The sequence below is a fragment of the Mucilaginibacter sp. BGA-UO-ETr-C110 genome, assembly GCF_059567985.1.
On record NZ_JCAQPB010000002.1, the window covers coordinates 307,812 to 326,158 of the forward strand.

Annotated in this window: 17 protein-coding genes; 9 read left to right on the top strand and 8 right to left on the bottom strand. The window is 42.0% G+C overall.

Translation table 11 applies throughout. The features are described 5' to 3' along the window. Window positions 1–14 precede the first annotated feature (14 nt). Window positions 15–1,274: a TCR/Tet family MFS transporter gene (locus AC57BQ_RS02715; protein WP_496404810.1), complete on the bottom strand. Its 1,260-nt coding sequence runs from the start codon at window positions 1,272–1,274 to the stop codon at window positions 15–17. Between the two features lie 320 nt (window positions 1,275–1,594). Here AC57BQ_RS02715 and AC57BQ_RS02720 point away from each other — a divergent pair, with 320 nt between their 5' ends. Next, entirely contained in the window at window positions 1,595–3,532 is a 1,938-nt protein-coding gene (locus tag AC57BQ_RS02720) for a TlpA family protein disulfide reductase (protein WP_496404811.1), read from the top strand. Window positions 3,533–3,592: 60 nt separating this feature from the next. Here AC57BQ_RS02720 and AC57BQ_RS02725 read toward each other — a convergent pair whose 3' ends face one another. The 3 genes from AC57BQ_RS02725 to AC57BQ_RS02735 all read right to left on the bottom strand — a co-directional run bounded on the left by AC57BQ_RS02725 (window position 3,593) and on the right by AC57BQ_RS02735 (window position 7,427). Then, window positions 3,593–4,300 carry an LOG family protein gene (locus tag AC57BQ_RS02725; RefSeq protein WP_496404812.1) on the bottom strand — a complete coding sequence of 236 codons (708 nt, stop codon included), beginning with the start codon at window positions 4,298–4,300 and terminating at the stop codon, window positions 3,593–3,595. Window positions 4,301–4,427: 127 nt separating this feature from the next. After that, the gene (locus AC57BQ_RS02730; protein ID WP_496404813.1) at window positions 4,428–5,930 is read right to left on the bottom strand and encodes a sodium:solute symporter; all 1,503 of its coding nucleotides are present in this window, start codon (window positions 5,928–5,930) and stop codon (window positions 4,428–4,430) included. Window positions 5,931–6,113: 183 nt separating this feature from the next. Further along, a complete protein-coding gene (locus tag AC57BQ_RS02735; RefSeq protein ID WP_496404814.1) occupies window positions 6,114–7,427 on the bottom strand; it encodes a DUF2268 domain-containing putative Zn-dependent protease in 1,314 nt (437 codons plus the stop codon). 197 nt (window positions 7,428–7,624) lie between these two features. Between AC57BQ_RS02735 and AC57BQ_RS02740 the strand changes: the two genes are divergently transcribed. From AC57BQ_RS02740 to AC57BQ_RS02755, 4 genes are all read left to right on the top strand, one after another. Next, window positions 7,625–9,055: a glycoside hydrolase family 76 protein gene (locus AC57BQ_RS02740; RefSeq protein ID WP_496404815.1), complete on the top strand. Its 1,431-nt coding sequence runs from the start codon at window positions 7,625–7,627 to the stop codon at window positions 9,053–9,055. Between the two features lie 385 nt (window positions 9,056–9,440). Continuing rightward, window positions 9,441–9,986, top strand: a complete 546-nt coding sequence (locus AC57BQ_RS02745; protein ID WP_496404816.1) for a hypothetical protein — start codon at window positions 9,441–9,443, stop codon at window positions 9,984–9,986. A 3-nt stretch (window positions 9,987–9,989) separates the two neighbouring features. After that, window positions 9,990–10,196 carry a helix-turn-helix domain-containing protein gene (locus AC57BQ_RS02750; protein WP_370999338.1) on the top strand — a complete coding sequence of 69 codons (207 nt, stop codon included), beginning with the start codon at window positions 9,990–9,992 and terminating at the stop codon, window positions 10,194–10,196. 89 nt (window positions 10,197–10,285) lie between these two features. Beyond that, window positions 10,286–10,711: a hypothetical protein gene (locus AC57BQ_RS02755; protein ID WP_496404817.1), complete on the top strand. Its 426-nt coding sequence runs from the start codon at window positions 10,286–10,288 to the stop codon at window positions 10,709–10,711. Between the two features lie 394 nt (window positions 10,712–11,105). On the opposite strand, the gene AC57BQ_RS02760 is transcribed toward AC57BQ_RS02755, so the two are convergent. The 3 genes from AC57BQ_RS02760 to AC57BQ_RS02770 all read right to left on the bottom strand — a co-directional run bounded on the left by AC57BQ_RS02760 (window position 11,106) and on the right by AC57BQ_RS02770 (window position 13,876). Next, entirely contained in the window at window positions 11,106–11,690 is a 585-nt protein-coding gene (locus tag AC57BQ_RS02760) for a hypothetical protein (protein ID WP_496404818.1), read from the bottom strand. Window positions 11,691–12,113: 423 nt separating this feature from the next. Further along, complete coding sequence (locus AC57BQ_RS02765) at window positions 12,114–12,428, bottom strand: GIY-YIG nuclease family protein (RefSeq protein WP_496404819.1); 315 nt, start codon at window positions 12,426–12,428, stop codon at window positions 12,114–12,116. A gap of 401 nt (window positions 12,429–12,829) precedes the next feature. Continuing rightward, entirely contained in the window at window positions 12,830–13,876 is a 1,047-nt protein-coding gene (locus tag AC57BQ_RS02770) for an HNH endonuclease (protein WP_496404820.1), read from the bottom strand. Window positions 13,877–14,432: 556 nt separating this feature from the next. Between AC57BQ_RS02770 and AC57BQ_RS02775 the strand changes: the two genes are divergently transcribed. From AC57BQ_RS02775 to AC57BQ_RS02790, 4 genes are read left to right on the top strand one after another with little or no spacing between them, the layout of a single operon-like run. Further along, window positions 14,433–15,470, top strand: coding sequence for an alpha/beta hydrolase family protein (locus AC57BQ_RS02775; RefSeq protein WP_496404821.1), 1,038 nt, complete (start codon window positions 14,433–14,435; stop codon window positions 15,468–15,470). 49 nt (window positions 15,471–15,519) lie between these two features. Beyond that, entirely contained in the window at window positions 15,520–16,137 is a 618-nt protein-coding gene (recR, locus tag AC57BQ_RS02780; RefSeq protein WP_496404822.1) for a recombination mediator RecR, read from the top strand. Between the two features lie 3 nt (window positions 16,138–16,140). Continuing rightward, window positions 16,141–16,974, top strand: a complete 834-nt coding sequence (locus AC57BQ_RS02785) for a glycosyltransferase family 2 protein (protein ID WP_496404823.1) — start codon at window positions 16,141–16,143, stop codon at window positions 16,972–16,974. Further along, complete coding sequence (locus tag AC57BQ_RS02790; RefSeq protein ID WP_496404824.1) at window positions 16,961–17,776, top strand: SDR family oxidoreductase; 816 nt, start codon at window positions 16,961–16,963, stop codon at window positions 17,774–17,776. The genes AC57BQ_RS02785 and AC57BQ_RS02790 overlap by 14 nt, the downstream gene beginning before the upstream one ends. 146 nt (window positions 17,777–17,922) lie before the next feature. Here AC57BQ_RS02790 and AC57BQ_RS02795 read toward each other — a convergent pair whose 3' ends face one another. Continuing rightward, window positions 17,923–18,318 carry a hypothetical protein gene (locus tag AC57BQ_RS02795; RefSeq protein WP_496404825.1) on the bottom strand — a complete coding sequence of 132 codons (396 nt, stop codon included), beginning with the start codon at window positions 18,316–18,318 and terminating at the stop codon, window positions 17,923–17,925. Between the last annotated feature and the right edge of the window lie 29 nt (window positions 18,319–18,347).

Below are 18,347 nucleotides of genomic sequence, written 5' to 3' on the forward strand. Positions count from 1 at the left end.
AAAATAGATATTTTTTATGGTAACGATTCTACTTTTACTTCCTCTACAGGGTGTTGTTTCTTAACAGTTCTGAAACTTCGTATTACAAGTACTGTGCTCAGCAACATGAGTACGCCACCCATCATAAAAGGTGCTCCTGCAAATTGTACCGGCGCGCTTTTGCTGGTAAAGTATGCAAACAGGCTGGTCATGAGTGGCGGACCTATAATAGTAGTAGCACTCATCAAACTGGTTAAGCCGCCCTGCAATTCGCCCTGTTCATTAGGAGGCACTTCCTGGCTTATTAAACCCTGCAATGCCGGGCCGGCAATGCCACCCAGGCAATACGGAACAAGTATGGCAAACATCATCCAGCCTTTAGTGGCAAAGGCAAACAGGAAAAGGCCTGCACTATAAAATAGTAAACCAATCCAGATACTTTTTTGCTGGCCCAATTTGGGGATAGTTAAACGGATAAGCCAACCCTGTACCAATGCTGACATGATACCCACAAAACCCAGTGAATAACCTACCCAGGCTTCGTTCCAGCTAAATTTTTCCATGGTGAAAAAAGTCCAGGTGCTTTGTACCGCCTGCGCGGCTATATAGATCAGGATTAATGATACCACCAAACCGCTGATAGCCGGATATTTTTTTAATTGCATCAACGAACCCACCGGGTTTGCTCTTTTCCATTCAAACTTACGTCGGTGATCCATCGACAATGACTCCGGCAAAATGAAAAAGCCATATAATGCATTAATGAGCGCTAATACGGCTGCCGCGATAAAAGGCAACTTGGTGCTGTATTGCCCAAGTATACCGCCTAACACAGGTCCTATGATAAAACCCAGGCCAAAGGCCGCGCCAATAAGTCCGAAGTTCTGGGCGCGTTTTTCGGGTGTGCTGATATCAGCAATGTAAGCAGAAGCGGTAGTGAAGCTGGCCCCGGTAACACCTGCTATAAGCCTGCCCACAAACAACCAGCCTATAGATGGTGCAAAGGCAAGGAATGTATAATCGATACTAAAACCCAGTAATGATGCCAGCAGCACCGGGCGCCGACCATATTTATCGCTCAAGTTACCCAGCAGCGGGGCACATATAAACTGCATAAAGGCATAAGCAAAGGCAAGCCAGCCCCCATAACGCGAAGCATCGCTTAAATTACCATGAATAAGGTGTTGTATTAGCTTGGGTAATACAGGTATGATAATACCAAAGCCAATAATATCTATCAGCAGCGTAACAAAAATAAATCCTAAGGCGGCCTGGGGTTTAACTTTAGTGCTCATGAGTATAGGTTGTTTGCAAATTATTTACAGGTCAAATTTACCTCCGCATATTCAAACCTGAAAGGGGCTATTACGACACATTTAGGGGCGCATCGTGACATAATGCAGTCTTTCGGATGAAAAAAACAATATGAGGAGTGGCTTAAAGATAAAAAAGACTCACTAATGTACCATTTGTTACAAATGGTTTTAAGAATAAAATGTATCTGCCTGATATTTAAGGAGGTGTTTTTAATAAAAGCGTGGTTATTAACTATTTTTAACATAATTATGAATAATATTTATTTATAAATACAGTTATAGCAATAAACCTAAGTCATATGAAAAAACACAGCCTGTTCCTGGTATTGCCTGCCTTGTTGGTAAGCCAGATGTTATTTGCACAAAACAGTCATCTTACCTTATCAGACAATTACCCCGCTGCTGCCGAAAAAGTAAAAATTACCTATAATCCGGCCGGAACATCGCTTGACAGTAAAACGGATATTGGTGCCGAGGTATATTTTATTGGTGATAAAGATAATCCCGCTGCTGATGTGGAATTAAAAACAGATAATGGCACCTTGAGCGGCGACTTTACGATACCGGCTACCGCAAAAGCCTTTTTTGTTAAAGTATTTAGCGGTAATGATATTGATAATAATAACGATAAGGGTTATACTTTTTTAATTTATAAAGATAAAAAGCCAGTTGCAGGCGCTTATGAAAGCGAGGGTTTTATAATAGCAAGCGGCTTCGGTACCTATAAAGCCAAAATAAAAAAGGATAACGAAAGTGCCCTTGCTCTATTCAAAAAAGAATGGGAGCTGTACCCCACATCTGAAAAGAAATTCGAGCGTAATTATTATGAGCTTTTGACTCAAACAAAAGATCCGGGGGCATTGGCCCTGATTAATGCAAAGATCGCGTCACTTGAAAAAAGTGATAAAGAAAGTGATCTTATACTGGCATCAAATTTATTGTCACAGGTAAAGGGAAAGGCTGCCTCAGATTCATTAATAGCCGTTATAAAAAAGCGTTTTCCTGATGGCGAATTGAAAAGAGGAGACTTAAATTATGCTGTTTATATGGAAAAGGATGTAAGGAAAAAAGACTCTCTCTTCCATGTTTATGCGAGTAAATATCCCGAAAAATCTGATGATCAAGGATCATCTTATGATTTTATGAGGATACAATTGGCTTCACTGTATCTGGAACAAGGCAATATGACCGAAAGTGATAAATACATTGCCAAGGTAAAAAATAAATCAAGTTTGGCAGGAGCCCTCAATAACGTGGCCTGGCAATGGGCCCTGAAGGGTGAAAAGCTGGGTGAAGCTGAAAAACTGTCCAGGCAATCATTGGATATTATGCAGAATGCCATAAAAAATCCGGTTGCCAATGCCTATAGTTCGCCTAAAGCTCAGGTAAAGAATGATGAAGGGGCTTATGATATGTATGCCGATACCTATGCATTTATTTTATATAAGGAAGGTAAATATGCTGAGGCCTTAAAGTATCAGCAGCCGGTTTATGACCACAACACCGGTAATTATGCCGAAACAAATGAACACTATGTGCTGATATTAAACGCGCTTGGTAAATATGATGCAACCAAACAGGTGGTTGAAAAAGCCATGAAAGCAGGCAAAGGCTCGCAAATATTAACAGATGAACTGAAAAAGGCTTATGTAGGCGCAAGTGGCAACGAAACAGGTTATGATAAATACCTGGCAGGCTTGATGGATGCTTCACAAAAAATAAAACGTGCAGAGCTTTTTAAGGATATGATCAACAAGCCAGCCAATGCTTTTGCCTTAAAAGATCTGAACGGTAATACGGTTTCGCTGGCTTCTTTAAAAGGTAAAACCGTAATAGTTGATTTTTGGGCTACCTGGTGCGGCCCATGTAAGGCCTCATTCCCGGGTATGCAATTGGCTGTAAATAAATATAAGGATGACCCCAACGTAAAATTCCTGTTTGTGGATACCTGGGAGCATGAAGCGAACTACATTGATGAAGTTAAAAAATTCATAGCCGATAATAAGTATACTTTTAATGTGCTGCTTGACGAAAAAGATGCCAATGGGAAACAAGCAAAAGTGGTATCGCAATTTGAGGTTTCCGGTATCCCAACCAAGTTTATTATTGATAAAAACGGGATTATAAGATTTAAGAAGGTAGGCTTTGGTGGTTCGCCGGATGATTTGGTTAGTGAGATTACTACGATGATCGATCTGGCTAAAGAGCCGCAATTGGCCGCTACAACAGGTAAATAACTAATACCAATGCATAAAAAAGGCCGGATGTTTGTCCGGCCTTTTTTGTTTTGAATATGATTAAAAATTTGGTTTCAAAACGTACTTGTTGTAGAAACGGGTGATGTGCTCCACGGCTTCTTCGGCGGTATCAACCACGCGGTACAGGTTCAAATCGTCGGGGTTGATGTTGTGCTGCTCGGCCAGCATTTTTTCTTCTACCCATTGAAACAGCCCTTTCCAGTATTCTACACCCACAAAAATGATAGGGAAGCGGGCAATTTTACCGGTTTGTATCAGCGTGATCGCCTCGAAGGACTCATCCATAGTACCAAAACCACCGGGCAGGATGATAAAGCCCTGGGAGTATTTCATGAACATCACCTTGCGGATAAAGAAGTAGTCAAACTCCAGTATCTTATCCCTGTCGATGTATCGGTTATGAAATTGTTCAAACGGCAGCTCGATATTTAAACCTACCGATTTACCGCCGGCTTCATAAGCGCCCTTATTGGCAGCTTCCATAATACCAGGGCCACCGCCGGATATTACACCATAACCATGTTCTGTAAGCAGGCGCGCGGTATCTTCGGCCAATTGGTAATACTTATTATCGTTATGGGTACGTGCCGATCCGAATATGGATACGCAGGGCCCTATTTTAGCCAGTTTTTCAAAACCGTCAACAAATTCGGCCATTATTTTAAATATCTGCCAGGAGTCGGTAACCTTTATTTCCTGCCAGTTTTTGTTCTCAAACGCTTGTCTTATCTTTTCTTCGCCTGTCATTATTCTTTTTATTAGTCCGTCAGTCGGGAAGCCCGTCAGTCCGGAAGATTATTTGTTATTAGTCCGCAAGTCCGGAGATTAATAACGTAAAAATATAATTATGTTTTGCTTTGCAGGATAAATTGAGTTAAAAACTTTCGGGCTTCCAGTCTCCCCAAGTTCCGGGCTTCCGAAAAGAGGTGATCCAAAGACCCACAAAAGTAATTAAGCCGTTTACAATGATCAGTTCGTTACTGAAAACATAACCGCCGAAAATTTTGGCCGATTCGCTGCTTAAAAAGTAGCATACCGCAGGAGATATCAAACAAATAAAGGGTACCAGCTTGTCGCGCACCTGCCGGTTGCCCACAAACAAGCCAAAGGAGTACAAACCCAGCAATGGCCCGTATGTATAGGATGCTACCGCAAATATGGCGCTTACCACCGCGTCATTATTAATGGCATTAAATATGATAATGGTTAAAAACATCAGCCCCGAAAACGCGATATGCACGCCATGCCTGATGTTTACCATTTTTTTGCTGTTGAGATCGCCTTTTTTATTGAAGTTCAGGAAGTCAACACAGAAAGAAGTAGTGAGGGCCGTAAGAGCCGAATCGGTAGTGGCAAAAGTGGCCGCTGTTAAGCCCAGCATAAACACCATGGCTGGTACTATGCCCAGGTATTTGAGGGCGATGGTAGGATAAAGGTAGTCGGTTTTATCTACATGTATCCCGTATTTGGTTGCATAAATCCAAAGCAAAGCGCCCACGCTTAAAAAGAAGATATTGATCACCACAAATACCGCGGTGAAGCTGAACATGTTTTTCTGAGCCTCCTTGATGTTTTTAAGGCTCAGATTTTTTTGCATCAGGTCCTGGTCAAGCCCCGTCATGCCTACGGTGATAAACAAACCACCCAGGAAGGCCTTGCTAAAGTGGAGCTTACTGCTCAGGAAATCGTTAAAGAAAAATATCTTGGAATAGCTGCTGTCTTTAATGGCATTGGTGGCTTCAAAAATGTTCATGTGCAGGCTCTGGCAAATAAAATATATCGACAGGAATACCGACAGCACCAGGAAAAAGGTTTGCAAGCTATCGGTAATAATAATGGTTTTTAAGCCGCCCTTGAACGTGTACGACCAGATCAACAACAAACAAATGAGCACTGTTATCGCGAAAGGGATATGGTAACTATCGAAAATAAACTTCTGCAGTACGATAACCACCAGGTAAAGCCTGAACGCTGAGCCAATAACCCTGCTGATGAGGAATATACCCGCCGCGGTTTTATAACTCCAGGTACCCAGCGCGCCTTCAATATAACTATAGATGGAGGTAAGTTTAAGCCTGTAATACAAAGGCAGTAATACCGTAGCAATGATGATAAAGCCGGCGGCATTGCCCAGTACAAACTGAAAATAGGAGAACTGATCGCCGGAAGGGGCACCCACTTTGCCCGGTACCGAAATAAAGGTAACGCCGCTTAGTGCCGTACCGATCATCCCGAAAGCTACCAGGTACCATTTGGAATTGCGGTTGGCCACAAAAAACGTATCGTTATCTGATGATTTTTTGGAGGTTAGCCATGATATAACCAAGAGCACCAAAAAGTAACCGATAATAAAAGAAAGCAGTATTCCGGGCGACATATGTTTTAATTAGTCCGGGTACCGAGTCGGGCTTCCGGAAGTTCAATTCTTTGATTAATCCGAAAGTCGGAAACTTTTTTTACAAAAGGTAATTATTGGCCCGGGTTTGTGGATTTATTATTGGGGGGAAGAATGGTAAGTAGCAGACAGTATGTTTAAAGCTTTTGCTTTTTTAGTTGAATATTACTTACCCGCCGTACTAAAATCAATAAGATAAGGCTTCAGTGGGATACCATCCTTATTTCTAAATCCTGCACCAATCACGATCTGATAATGCTGACCGGGTTTTAATTCCACCATAAAGGTTATCGACCTGCCATCTTCTGAAAATCCTTTAAATTCTTTAATTTTTAGCAGATTGCTTTTGCCTAAGGGACCAAATTCAAAATTACTGTAGCGTTTGTTCATATCTTCAGAGAACAGAAGCGTTATTTGTGTATTTGTAGTATCAACATTTGTGGTGTTGTTTTTAAACTCTTTAATGCCTTTTACCGTCGGCCGGTGTTCTTCATATTCGCTTTTTAGCGTTAGTACCGGTTTGGCCAGATAGCCCGATTGGTCAACAAAGTGGCTCAATGCAGGTTCGTTGTTATAATCCAGCTCAATCATATCTTTGATAGCCTGCTTTTTATCTTTTGCCTTATTGTAATATTTTTCGCAGATGGCATAGCCTACATAGTAGCCCAGATCGCGTACGCCAAACTCATTCTGGGCATCGCTATATAACCAAAAGCTGTAGGCCGGGTTAAACAGTTGTTGGGAAAATACTTCTCTTATACGTTCATAATGATCTTTGGCATAGTATAGGGCAGGCAGGGTAGTGGCCTGTCCGGTTGCTTTTACAGCCACAAATTCCGCTACACCTTCCATTACACATTGCGCCAATAAATAATCCCCTTCGTTTGTTTTCTGTTGAGTATGTACATATTCGTGTACATTGGTAAAAACCACCAGGTCGATAGGGTAAGTTTTGGCAGAAGTTTTTGAGCTACTCTGGTTTTTAGAAAATTCCTGTTTTACCGTATTTTTATCGGTCAAGGCTATCTCGCTGCCGATGAGGATCATGTTACCCCGCGTTGTTCCGCCGGTTCTGAAGGCACCTATAGTAAAATAGATCTGCGCGGGTTTTAAATCGGGATAAAGCTTTTTGAGTTTTACCACATTGGCAGCTATTTCATTTGAAAAAACTCTTGCCTTCAACGTGTTGGCCCGAATAGAATTCCAGAACAGCGGATACTGATTAATGGCATCGATGTATGATTTGGGAGTATACTGCCGGGCCTGCATAATAGCCTTTAAGCCCGGTGTGCCTTTTTCAATAAAAAGCTGATTAAGGTAGGCATATTGCTGCGCGCTGTCTTTAGTGGTGACGATCTTATCATAAGCTTTCCAGAAGTTATCGATATCCGAAGTAATAAAATCGGGGTCGGTTTTCTGTGCAAAAGCTGTTTGGAGAACAAACAGGCAAAAAACAAGGGTAGTAATAAGGTGCTTCATATGTATAAAAGACGTCGAAAAAAACATTGTGTGACAGACAGATATGCTAATTTTTAATATCCTTAAATAAGGGGTTAATGCCCCGGTTAATAAAGGGGTTAACGATTTTTTTATGGGGCTTAACCTCAGTTTAAGTGTTGGTTCGCCTTATTATTGTTATAAATAATAACCAATTATTAAACCTTAATACTTCATCTATGAGCAAACAAAAAACTTTCGTTTTGGCACTTTTGGGTGCCTGTGTCGCCTTGTGGGGCTGCAGTAAAACCCGCGACACCTCTTTGAAGGCTGATAACGCCGCCGCTGTAAGTAAGCAGCAAACCAATGCGTTAAGTTCTTCCGTAACAAACGATGCCATTGCCGATCTGGCTTACTCGTCTTTTGATGCCGCCTGTTTTAACCCCAATACTAATTTATATTACAGTACCACCAACAAGGATGGCATAGCTGCCATTTGGACGCAGGCTATTTACTGGGACATGGCTATGGATGTGTATAACCGCACCCGGAAACCAGCTCAACTGGCACGTGTAAACGCGATGTACCAGGGGGGCTTTAACCAGTACGATGGCTACAACTGGAACAATACCACCACCTGGTTTATATATGATGATATGATGTGGTGGATCATGGCCCTGGCCCGGGCAAATCAGCTCACCGGTAACGCGGCCTACCTGCAAAAAGCACAGGCAGGTTTCGATCGCGTTTGGGCCGGCTCTTATGATCCGGTTGATGGCGGTATGTTTTGGGATTTTAACCATAGCGGTAAAAATTCCTGCATCAACTTCCCAACCGTAATAGGAGCTATGCGCCTGTATAATATAACCCATGATAAAGCCTATTTGACCAAGGCGCAGTCCATTTATGCCTGGTCAAAAACCAACCTTACGGATGCCAGCACAGGCGAGGTATATGATAATAAAATAGGGGCTAACCCTCCGGGAGGCCAGGCTTATACCTATAATGCCGGTACCGCTATTGGAGCGGCCTACGCGTTGTACAAGCAATCGCATAATGCCGCCTACCTGGCCGACGCCAAAAGATATGCCGATTATGTAAAAAATAACCTGTGTACCGATGGTATCCTACCCACCGAAGGCGACTTTAACGAGCAGGGCGTCATGAAAGCCATATTTGCCGATTACATGATGCAATTGGTTAACGAAGGTGGGCAAAGCCAGTACCTGGACTGGATCAAGGGTAATATCACCACCGGCTGGCTAAACCGCGACAGGGCCCGCAACCTTACTTATCGCAATTATGCTGTAACCTGCCCAACGGGCTACATCCAATCGTACGAGGCTAGCAGTCTGGTAACTTTTCTGCAACTGTTCCCCAAAAATGTTTGCCTGTTTCCGCCGGGAGTAACTTTTTATGCCAACACCATGTATGGTGGTACCGCCACCAAACCTATCCCTAAAGGGAATTATACATTGGCACAGTTACAGAAATATGGCTTTGTTGATAATTGGGCATCATCAGCAAGTATCCCGGATGGATGGACGGTAACCCTATACAGCGATGATAATTTCCAGGGGACTTCATGGCAGTTAAATGCCGATACCCCGCATTTCCCTAATCTATCGCCTACAGCAAATGATGTAGTGTCGTCGGTTAAAATACAGTAAGCTTTATTATTTCGATGAGCCCCCGCTGCACAGCGGGGGCTTTTTTGTTTTTAAATTCCGGCCTGTGGTACAGTGAGAACACCCACCACAGGCTAAAGAAAGATAGCCCATGAAAAGGTGGGTATCAAACTTGTAGCGTTAATTCAAGTCGCAGAATCGACTCACCCGGTCTACGCTTCGCTGGACCGCCCTCTCTTCGCCTGTGGCGGAAAGAGGGTAAAGAAAAAAGAAAGAAAATCCCTCTATGCGCGAAGCGGAGAGAGGGGCGACAAGCGCAGCGATATCGGGGTGAGTCGATAACTGTTTGATTTTTTTCAATAAAAATTTATTGTTTTTCGATAAATAGTGTTACGTTTGTACTATCATTCTTTAAAACTGGAACTTTATGGAAATTACTACCAAACGAACACTGAACGTATTGCTCATCCTTTCGTGGATAATATTTGTTGGCGTATGTGTTGAGGCCGGTGGCTTTATAGTAAATGCTTTTTTTGCATTGGTGAACCCGGCTGTTGTGAAGCATCTTTGGCATGAGGCCGATCTGTCGGCCCTTTTACAATACGATACCTGGTGCTTTTTTGCAGAAATGCTGTTGATGAGCGTTGTAGCCGTGCTGAAGGCCTGGTTATTTTACCTAATCATCAAAATTATGCACGATAAAAATTTCAATATGGTTCAGCCTTTCAACAAGGAGGTGCGGCGTTTTATTTTTAATATAGCCTGCATTACCTTCATGATCGGTTTGTTTTCCTGGTGGGGTGTTAAATATACCGGTTGGCTGGTTGGGCAGGGAGTAGCCATGCCCGATGTACAATATTTACGCCTGGGCGGCGCCGATGTATGGCTGTTTATGAGTGTTACCCTTTTTGTGATCGGGCAGATCTTTAAAAGAGGTGTCGAAATTCAGGCAGAAAACGAACTAACCATATAAGCCATGCCGATCATTGTAAATTTGGATGTGATGATGGCTAAACGAAAAATGTCATTAAATGAACTTTCGGAAAAGGTGGATCTCACATTGGCCAATCTTTCTATCCTCAAAACCGGCAAAGCAAAAGCCATCCGTTTCAGCACACTCGAAGCCATTTGCCAGGCGCTGGACTGTCAGCCGGGGGATTTGCTGGAGTATTCAAAGGATTAAATTCCAGCGTTTGCGATTTGGAAAAATCTGATAACTTTGTTTTAACCACTTAATATTCAGTGTAAACAAAGAGCCATTATCACAAAAGCATGGAAAACGCTATCAGTACAAAAACATTAAAAAACGCGGAACTGCTGTTGCGCATCACCATGAGCATTACCCTGCTGGTTGCCGGTATCAGCAAATTTTGCAGCCATGGAAATTTCCATAAATATTACCTCAAACAGTTCACCAACCCCGATTTGCGCATCAATCTGCCATCGGCCCTGTTTGATATTTACCTGGGCCTGATCCCTTTTATCGAAGTGGCGATAGGCATAGCGCTGCTCACGTCCATCAAACGCCGCTTTTTTATCGTGGTATGGATATTCTATTTTATTTCGTTGGAAGTAGGGCATTACGTTTTGGAAGAATTTACCTCTGTCGATCTACTCATTCCCATCATCCTGTTCGGCGTAGCAGCGTATATACTGCCCGGATATGAGTTTTTTGTCGGGAAGGAGAGAGTGCAGTAGCGGAGGATAAAAAATATAAGCCTGTCGCCCTCGCGGTTTCAGGCTTATTCCTAAAATTTACGTGTGATCTTAATTAGCCTCTAAACTGGAGAAGAAGAAATTAAAATAATAAGCACTGCAATATAAGGGATACCCGGTTTCGGGCAGGCAAAAACGGCAGAAAGGAGAATTTGTCCGTTGAATTAACCTTATGTATCGTTGAAATAACGCTAAGGGTCAATAATGTTGACTGGATTTGGCCGGTGGTGTTAATAAAACTCTCCCTCCTATAAGCGTGATGCTCGTGGCATTGGGTTATTTGTTTGTGCTGCCGCAGGGGTCCCCCTTGTGGCTATCATGCTAAGTTTATACCATTCATTCGTACCAGAAGCGGGACGCTTGCGGTAGCGGGGGCCTATTTCTTTGTACCATATATAATTACCTCCCGCCGTTCCCGCCTTTGGGGGTGACCACTATACGCATCATGGAACTTTTTGAAAAGGGCTAAAATATCTCCGGGTTCTTTGTCTAATCCTTGCACATTGTACCAAACCTGGGTTTCCCGTTCGTCGTTGAGTACAATACCGATGCTGTACATGGTTACGGCGTAAACACTCTCTTTATCATACCTTTTTTCTTCCCAATCGGCTAAGTGGAATTCAAGTATATTTTTCCACGATAGTATTTTGTCGGCCTCTTTCGAAAACCGTTGCATCAACACCGAACTTTTGAGAACGCTGCTGCGGCGGGGTGATAATGTAACACTGTCGTTTGATAAAGTGATGTCGGCTTTAAGCTCAATTTTGTAAGTAAGGAAACCGATAAGCGGAACCATCAATATCATAACCAGTAGCGACAGCAGCGTATAAAACACTACACTATCCTTAGTGGCGAAAAGGTAGTATAGCATAATAAGCGCCGGTATGGCCAATATCATGCAAAATATCAGGCAGGCATTAATTTGGTTGTCTTTTGACATTTTGATCACCACGGTTTCCATCGACGTAAAAGGTTATGGTTATTTTAAAAAAGATAACACATTTTATGGGTTATTGGTTTTTGGGGGATGGGGGATTCAGTTTATGTTTTTATATGATACATACGTACCATAAGCGGGACGCTTGCAGTAGCGGATTAAAAATATAAGCCTGTCGCCCTCGCGGTTTCAGGCTTATGTTTGACTAACGTAACTTGTGCAATCTTAATTAACCCCTAACTGGAGAAGAAGAAATTAAAATAATAAGCACTGCAATATAAGCGATACCCGGTTTCGGGCAGGCAAAAACGGCAGAAAGGAGAATCTGTCCGTTGAATTACCCTTATGTATCGTTGAAATAATGCTAACCGGTAATAATGTTGGCTGGATTTGGCTGGTGGGGTTATTGAAACTCTTGTACCCGCAAGTGACGGGCTTGTGATTTGATTAGCTGGAACTTTCCTCCAACAGCGAATCATAAAGATCTTGCCATTCCTGGTTTAAGGAATTAACAAGTTGCTTTTTATAATCCCGGTTATTGCCTTTAATTAATTTCTCCGCGGCGATAGCCTCCTCTATATGTGGGTAGAATAAATAATAAACCAACTTATCACAATTGTATCTGCTGGTAAAGCTATTAGGGTGTACTTTATTTCTATGCTCCCACACACGGCCAATAATATCAGAAGTTACCCCAACGTATAAAACCGTATGCAACTTATTAGTCATGATGTAAACGCAGCCTCCTCTTGCAAATACCATATTGCAAATTAAAAAATTAATTCCCTTTAGTCCTACACGTCATTGCGAGGTACGAAGCAATCTTTAAGCTATACAGGGCGAACTTTTCTGATTGACCTGTTTATGTAAGATGATGTTGAACTGATGCTAATAAATAAACACGCGTCATTGCGAGGTACGAAGCAATCTCTAAGCTATACAGAGCGAACTTTTCTGATTGACCTGCATAAGTAGAGATTAAGACTGGAGAGTAACAATAAATAAACACGCGTCATTGCGAGGTACGAAGCAATCTCTATGCTGTACAGAGCGAACTTTTCCGATTGACCTGCCTATGTAGAGATTGCTTCGTACCTCGCAATGACGTGTGGAGAGGTTTGTTATATGATGAGGACGCTTGCGGTAGCTGAGGTATCATAAAATTATGGTAGTTTTTTAGAATTTGGAGCAAAAACATAGCCTGTTAATTTTAATTCTGAAACATCTGCATTTGGATCGGAAGAAGGATGTTGGCGCCAAATTTCAAGTAATGATTCCATTGAAATATTTAATGAAATATCAGTTGTTTGACTAAATTTTTCTGGAAATGAAAGATCCTGAAATTCTTTTTTAAAAGAGTCTCCACCTGCAGGCGGAGAAAATAAAAGTGGGGGAGGCACCAAAACCTGCATAGGGTCATAACAACCAACTTTTATATCTAAAAGGTTATAAGGTAATGGAAAGCAAAAAATTATATTTTCATAATATAGGAAGAAGAAGTGCGCAGGGATTTTATCACGTAAATTGATTTTCTTAAAAAGAATACACATTGGGTTTGAAACTCTATGTGTTGAGTCTATGTCGTATCTTAAAACTTTAGCAAAATCTTTAAATCTGTCTAAGTCTTTGTTATCAAATAAAAAATTAATAGCTACGTTGTATAATTTAACTTCCTCCTCTCCCAATGTAGAAAGAGCAATTTTTAGTAGCGCTTTATAAACTTGTAATGGAATATAACTCAATTTAAATTGAGTTACGATTTTTTCATTTTCTTTATCAATAACAATATCAGAGCCCGAAACCCCATCTACTTGAATTCCCTGATTATCTATATCGTTATTCCATTTAATACTTTTTTCAGAATGTTCTATTTTAGGAAATCTTTTCTTTCCTTTTGTACCTGAAACAACACGTTCTATAGCTAAATAATCTGCCAAGTCCGTTTCATATTTGGCGAAGATTCCATTACATCGATCACATTCAAAATCATTAAGAAGATAGCGGTTGCCTAACAAATGTGGGATCAAATGAGCATCTTTTCCAAAAACATCTTTATCGTTTGAGACTCCACAAAAACGGCAAATACGAATTGATTTATCTTTCAAATCCTTAAGGGGACTATCAGGAACGGTTATGGTTTTTTGAAGAAAGTATGCTTTCATAAATGAATCAAGGGCTCCTTGTTCATTTTTAAATGTGTAAAAAGACATGTTTATTTTTAATTATACCTACATTGTACTTTAATATCATTCATTTTTGGTAATCTGTTGATCCGTCGGGTTTTAGATAAAAATAAGAAATAATTAATTGGATTACGGTTGTGTTACAGTAAGCCATTTATTTGCGATCGCCCCTAGACACCACCCCCTTTGCCCATCTCACAAAAATTCCGTATATTTATAAAACCACCAGCCCGGTTACCTTTTTGTAAGGTAACCGGGCTGTTTAGTTAAGAGAAAAATAAGGCAAAAACAGCCTGAAAAATAGTTAGTTATTTGACAATCAATTATTTAATACTTTTTAAAGTTTTTAAAACTGCTCAAAATCGTGTTAAAATTTGTTAAAAAGTGTTAAAATCGATGGTTTTGAATGAATTTTTGAACGTTTTTGCCCTGTTTTGGCTAAAAAAGTGTTAAAATTTGAGGTTTAAAAAGTCCCCAGGCACCAATTTTAACAAATTTCATTTATTGACTTTTGTCAAACGGATCACCAATCTGTCACCGGATATTTGGACAAGGAAAAATTAAAATTCTCCGCCACGGATCAATGAAGAATATACTACTTGTTTTATGCCTGCTGATAGGCGCCCAAATAACCCATGCACAAACAGCCGCGGTGAAACCCGCCAAAGTGGGCACCACCACCCGCGATTTTGCCGATAGCACCCGCAGCAACTGGCTGGGCACCGGTCCGCGGCCGCTCCGCACCATGATCTGGTACCCGGCGGGTAGTGGAGGAGTGGTGGAGCAAGTAGATGATCCACAGCAGTTTGCATCTCCGGTAGCAGTATACCGTAATGTTGCCATAGCGGGGAAGGGTAAATACCCACTCATCATGATCTCGCATGGCGCGCAGGGCAACCCGGTACAAATGCGCTGGCTGGGCTATTACCTGGCCGCCAGGGGCTTTATAGCGGTAGCAGTGGCCCATAACGGCACCAACCCCGAAGAACGTCGCACAACCGAAAACGACCGCAGCCTGTCTGATTTCTGCATGTGGGAACGTCCCCGGGATATATCGGTAGTGCTGGATAAAATACTGATCGACAGGGAGTTCAAAACAAGAATAGATACCGGCAGAATTGCTGTGGCAGGCTTTTCGCTGGGCGGCGCAACGGCCATATGGCTTGCCGGTCCTATATTTAACCTGGACAGCCTGGTCAAAAGCGAGCCCGAACCACCTGCCCAGATCCGCGAGGCCATCAACCGGCTCATAGCCCTGTCTAAAACCGATCCTGTGATGCTACAATCCACTAAGCACCAGGGAGATTCGTTTCGGGATGGGCGTATCAAAGCTGTTTTCGTGCTGGGTCCGGCTATCGGGCATGCCTTCAGTAAGGAGAGTTTGCATAGTATCACCGTGCCCGTTCAAATTGTAGTGGGTGACGCCGACCTGATAGCTCCAAAGGAACTAAATGCGGAATATTATGCCCAAAACATCCCAACAGCAAATAAACTCATTGTTCTGCCCGGTGAGCGCGGGCATTATACCAGGCCGCAATTGGCCCATGAGCGTCCGGCTGAATTACAGGAGGTTAGCGAAATTGCCTACCGGTTTTTCATGACTACTTTAAAGCCAAATTGAGGGTATGCCCGGTTTTTCTGAATTGCGGGTTATTCATTAACTTCGTGCTATGAATTTTTCGTCCAAATTGCTGGAGAATGCCGTAGCGGAGTTTGCCAAACTGCCGGGAGTAGGACAAAAAACCGCCTTGCGCCTGGTACTGCATTTATTGAATCAGGATAAGCAGGATGTGGAGCAGTTTAGTAAGACTATCAGTAAGTTACGTAACGAGATACAGTTTTGCAGCGTTTGTCATAACATCTCAGACCAATCGGTATGTGAGATCTGCTCCTCGCATAAACGCGACCATAGCCTGATATGCGTGGTAGAGGATACCCGCGACGTTATGGCTATTGAAAACACCAACCAATACAATGGCGTTTACCATGTACTGGGCGGCTTGATATCGCCTATGGACGGCATCGGGCCATCAGATCTGCAGGTGGATACTTTAGTGGAACGACTGAAGGCTAATGAGACCAAAGAGATCATTTTTGCCCTCAGCGCAACCATGGAAGGCGACACTACCTTGTTCTATCTTCATAAAAGAGTAAAAAACTTTAATATTACTATCTCAACCATTGCCCGTGGCATAGCTTTTGGAGGTGAGTTGGAGTACGTTGATGAGATTACCTTAGGGCGATCTATCGCTACACGTGTTCCGTATGAAAACTCACTGACAAAGTAAAAAATGAAACTATCGGTTATCATTGTTAATTATAATACCTGCAACATGCTCCGGCTGGCACTTAACTCTGTGGTAAGAGCCGCCCAGGACATCGCGAATGAGGTTTTTGTGGTTGATAATGGTTCAACTGACCGGTCGTTGGCTATGATCCAGGAAGAGTTTCCGGAGGTTAGTGTGATAGCTAATGCCAAAAACGAAGGTATAGCCAGGGCCTATAACCAGGCCTTGAAACTGGTTTCGGGAGAGTATGTTTTAATGGTCAGTGCGGATACTATTACAGGCAAAAAGACCATAGAGAAAACGCTGGAATTTATGGATATGCATACCGATTCCGGTGGACTTGGCGTACGCATGATCACACCTGAAGGTCGTTTCCTCAAAGAGTCGAAACATGGCTTTACCAGGCCCTGGGGCATATTTTTTAAACTGACCGGGCTGGCTAAATATTTTTCAAAGTCGCGCCTGACCGATGTGCAGCGTAAAGACTGGGTAGAAGAGTTTCAAACTTCCGAAACTGATGTGCTGAATGGCGCTTTTATGCTGTACCGTAAAGAGGCCCTTAACCTGGCCGGTTTGCTGGACGAACGTTTCCATATTTACGGGTACGATATCGACCTGTCGTACCGGGTAAGGCTTACCGGGTTCAAAAATTACTATTTTCCAAAAACATATATCATCAACTTTAATACAAGGGGTAAAGCTAAATTTAGCTATGCTTATATCAGGGAATTTTATGGTGCTATGATTATATTCGCCACGAAATACTTGTTTAAGGTGCCCGAAATAAAAGTGGAGGGCTTACCGCAGCTTTACCCTCCATCGTATGAAGTTGAATAATAAAATTGTTATCATCACCGGCGCCTCATCGGGCATTGGCAAATCACTGGCTATTGAATGTGCAAAACGCGGGGCAAATGTAGTATTGGCTGCCCGCCAGTATGTCACCCTTTGCGAAATAGCACAGGATCTGGAAAAGCAATACAACATTAAAGCCCTTGCCGTACAGTGCGATGTAGCCATTGAGGAGGATTGCGAACACCTGATCAAACAGGCATTAACCACTTTTGGTAAAATAGATGTACTGATCAACAATGCGGGTATTTCGATGCGAGCCTTGTTTCAGGATGCTGATCTGAAAGTATTAAAGAGCCTGATGGATGTTAATTTTTGGGGAACGGTATACTGTACCAAATATGCCTTACCCGAAATCTTAAAGACCAAAGGCAGCGTAGTGGGTATATCATCCATAGCCGGATATAAGGGCTTGCCTGGCCGTACAGGCTATTCGGCATCCAAATTCGCGATGAACGGCTTTTTGGATTCATTGCGGGTAGAGAATTTAAAAACCGGCGTTCATGTACTTACGGCTTGTCCAGGCTTTACTGCATCAAACATACGTAATACTGCTTTGGCCAAAGACGGTAGTCAGCAAGGCGAAAGCTCTATGGACGAGAATAAGATGATGAGCAGCGAAGAGGTGGCGAGGATCATTGCTGATGGTATCGAAAACCGTTCACGTACCCTCATCATGACCAGGCAGGGTAAACTAACGGTAGCCATTAGTAAGTTTCTGCCGGCATTTTTGGATAAGATGGTGTACAATGTTTTCGCGAAAGAGAAAAATCCATTGCTGAGATAGGAGTAAATTAATAGAGGGTGTCATTCTGAGCTTGTCGAAGCATGGTGGGAAAGCCTTTGCGTACGTGTCTTTTTGTCTGAACCGTGATTTACGTGATAAGAGATTATCAGGATTTTTCTTTTATAATTGAGATATATAGCCAGGTCTCAAGTTTTAGACATAGGTATTAGAGTGAGATTTTTAAAGTAGCCATTTGTTATAATAGCATTTTCTACGACAGTAAGATACCATTTGCCATCAATACAATCTAAAATAAAGCTTTCTTCATCTGTTACGCTTAACCAAATTATATTAAGAGATTCTTCAGTATAAAAGCTTTCAAACTCTTCTTCATTTAAGTAAAAACATTTAGTTTTCAAAAGAGTATATTTAATATACCAATATTCAGATTGAAATGGTAATGAAAAAATAGTAAACGGTTCAATTTCTAATTCCTTAATTAACTTAAGTTTTTTTACCTCAGATTTCAATATCTTCAGAAAAGTTAAATCATGAATTTTATTTGTGATCTTAAATCTGATAGAATTTATTTCTTGCTCCATTGTAATATACGTTTAATCAAGATTTAGGT

What these genes read in the sequence shown, in the direction of transcription:
- AC57BQ_RS02715 (WP_496404810.1), bottom strand. Translation starts at nt 1,274, where the DNA reads ATGAGCACTAAAGTTAAACCCCAGGCCGCCTTAGGATTTATTTTTGTT.
- AC57BQ_RS02720 (WP_496404811.1), top strand. Translation starts at nt 1,595, where the DNA reads ATGAAAAAACACAGCCTGTTCCTGGTATTGCCTGCCTTGTTGGTAAGC.
- AC57BQ_RS02725 (WP_496404812.1), bottom strand. Translation starts at nt 4,300, where the DNA reads ATGACAGGCGAAGAAAAGATAAGACAAGCGTTTGAGAACAAAAACTGG.
- AC57BQ_RS02730 (WP_496404813.1), bottom strand. Translation starts at nt 5,930, where the DNA reads ATGTCGCCCGGAATACTGCTTTCTTTTATTATCGGTTACTTTTTGGTG.
- AC57BQ_RS02735 (WP_496404814.1), bottom strand. Translation starts at nt 7,427, where the DNA reads ATGAAGCACCTTATTACTACCCTTGTTTTTTGCCTGTTTGTTCTCCAA.
- AC57BQ_RS02740 (WP_496404815.1), top strand. Translation starts at nt 7,625, where the DNA reads ATGAGCAAACAAAAAACTTTCGTTTTGGCACTTTTGGGTGCCTGTGTC.
- AC57BQ_RS02745 (WP_496404816.1), top strand. Translation starts at nt 9,441, where the DNA reads ATGGAAATTACTACCAAACGAACACTGAACGTATTGCTCATCCTTTCG.
- AC57BQ_RS02750 (WP_370999338.1), top strand. Translation starts at nt 9,990, where the DNA reads ATGCCGATCATTGTAAATTTGGATGTGATGATGGCTAAACGAAAAATG.
- AC57BQ_RS02755 (WP_496404817.1), top strand. Translation starts at nt 10,286, where the DNA reads ATGGAAAACGCTATCAGTACAAAAACATTAAAAAACGCGGAACTGCTG.
- AC57BQ_RS02760 (WP_496404818.1), bottom strand. Translation starts at nt 11,690, where the DNA reads ATGGAAACCGTGGTGATCAAAATGTCAAAAGACAACCAAATTAATGCC.
- AC57BQ_RS02765 (WP_496404819.1), bottom strand. Translation starts at nt 12,428, where the DNA reads ATGGTATTTGCAAGAGGAGGCTGCGTTTACATCATGACTAATAAGTTG.
- AC57BQ_RS02770 (WP_496404820.1), bottom strand. Translation starts at nt 13,876, where the DNA reads ATGTCTTTTTACACATTTAAAAATGAACAAGGAGCCCTTGATTCATTT.
- AC57BQ_RS02775 (WP_496404821.1), top strand. Translation starts at nt 14,433, where the DNA reads ATGAAGAATATACTACTTGTTTTATGCCTGCTGATAGGCGCCCAAATA.
- recR (WP_496404822.1), top strand. Translation starts at nt 15,520, where the DNA reads ATGAATTTTTCGTCCAAATTGCTGGAGAATGCCGTAGCGGAGTTTGCC.
- AC57BQ_RS02785 (WP_496404823.1), top strand. Translation starts at nt 16,141, where the DNA reads ATGAAACTATCGGTTATCATTGTTAATTATAATACCTGCAACATGCTC.
- AC57BQ_RS02790 (WP_496404824.1), top strand. Translation starts at nt 16,961, where the DNA reads ATGAAGTTGAATAATAAAATTGTTATCATCACCGGCGCCTCATCGGGC.
- AC57BQ_RS02795 (WP_496404825.1), bottom strand. Translation starts at nt 18,318, where the DNA reads ATGGAGCAAGAAATAAATTCTATCAGATTTAAGATCACAAATAAAATT.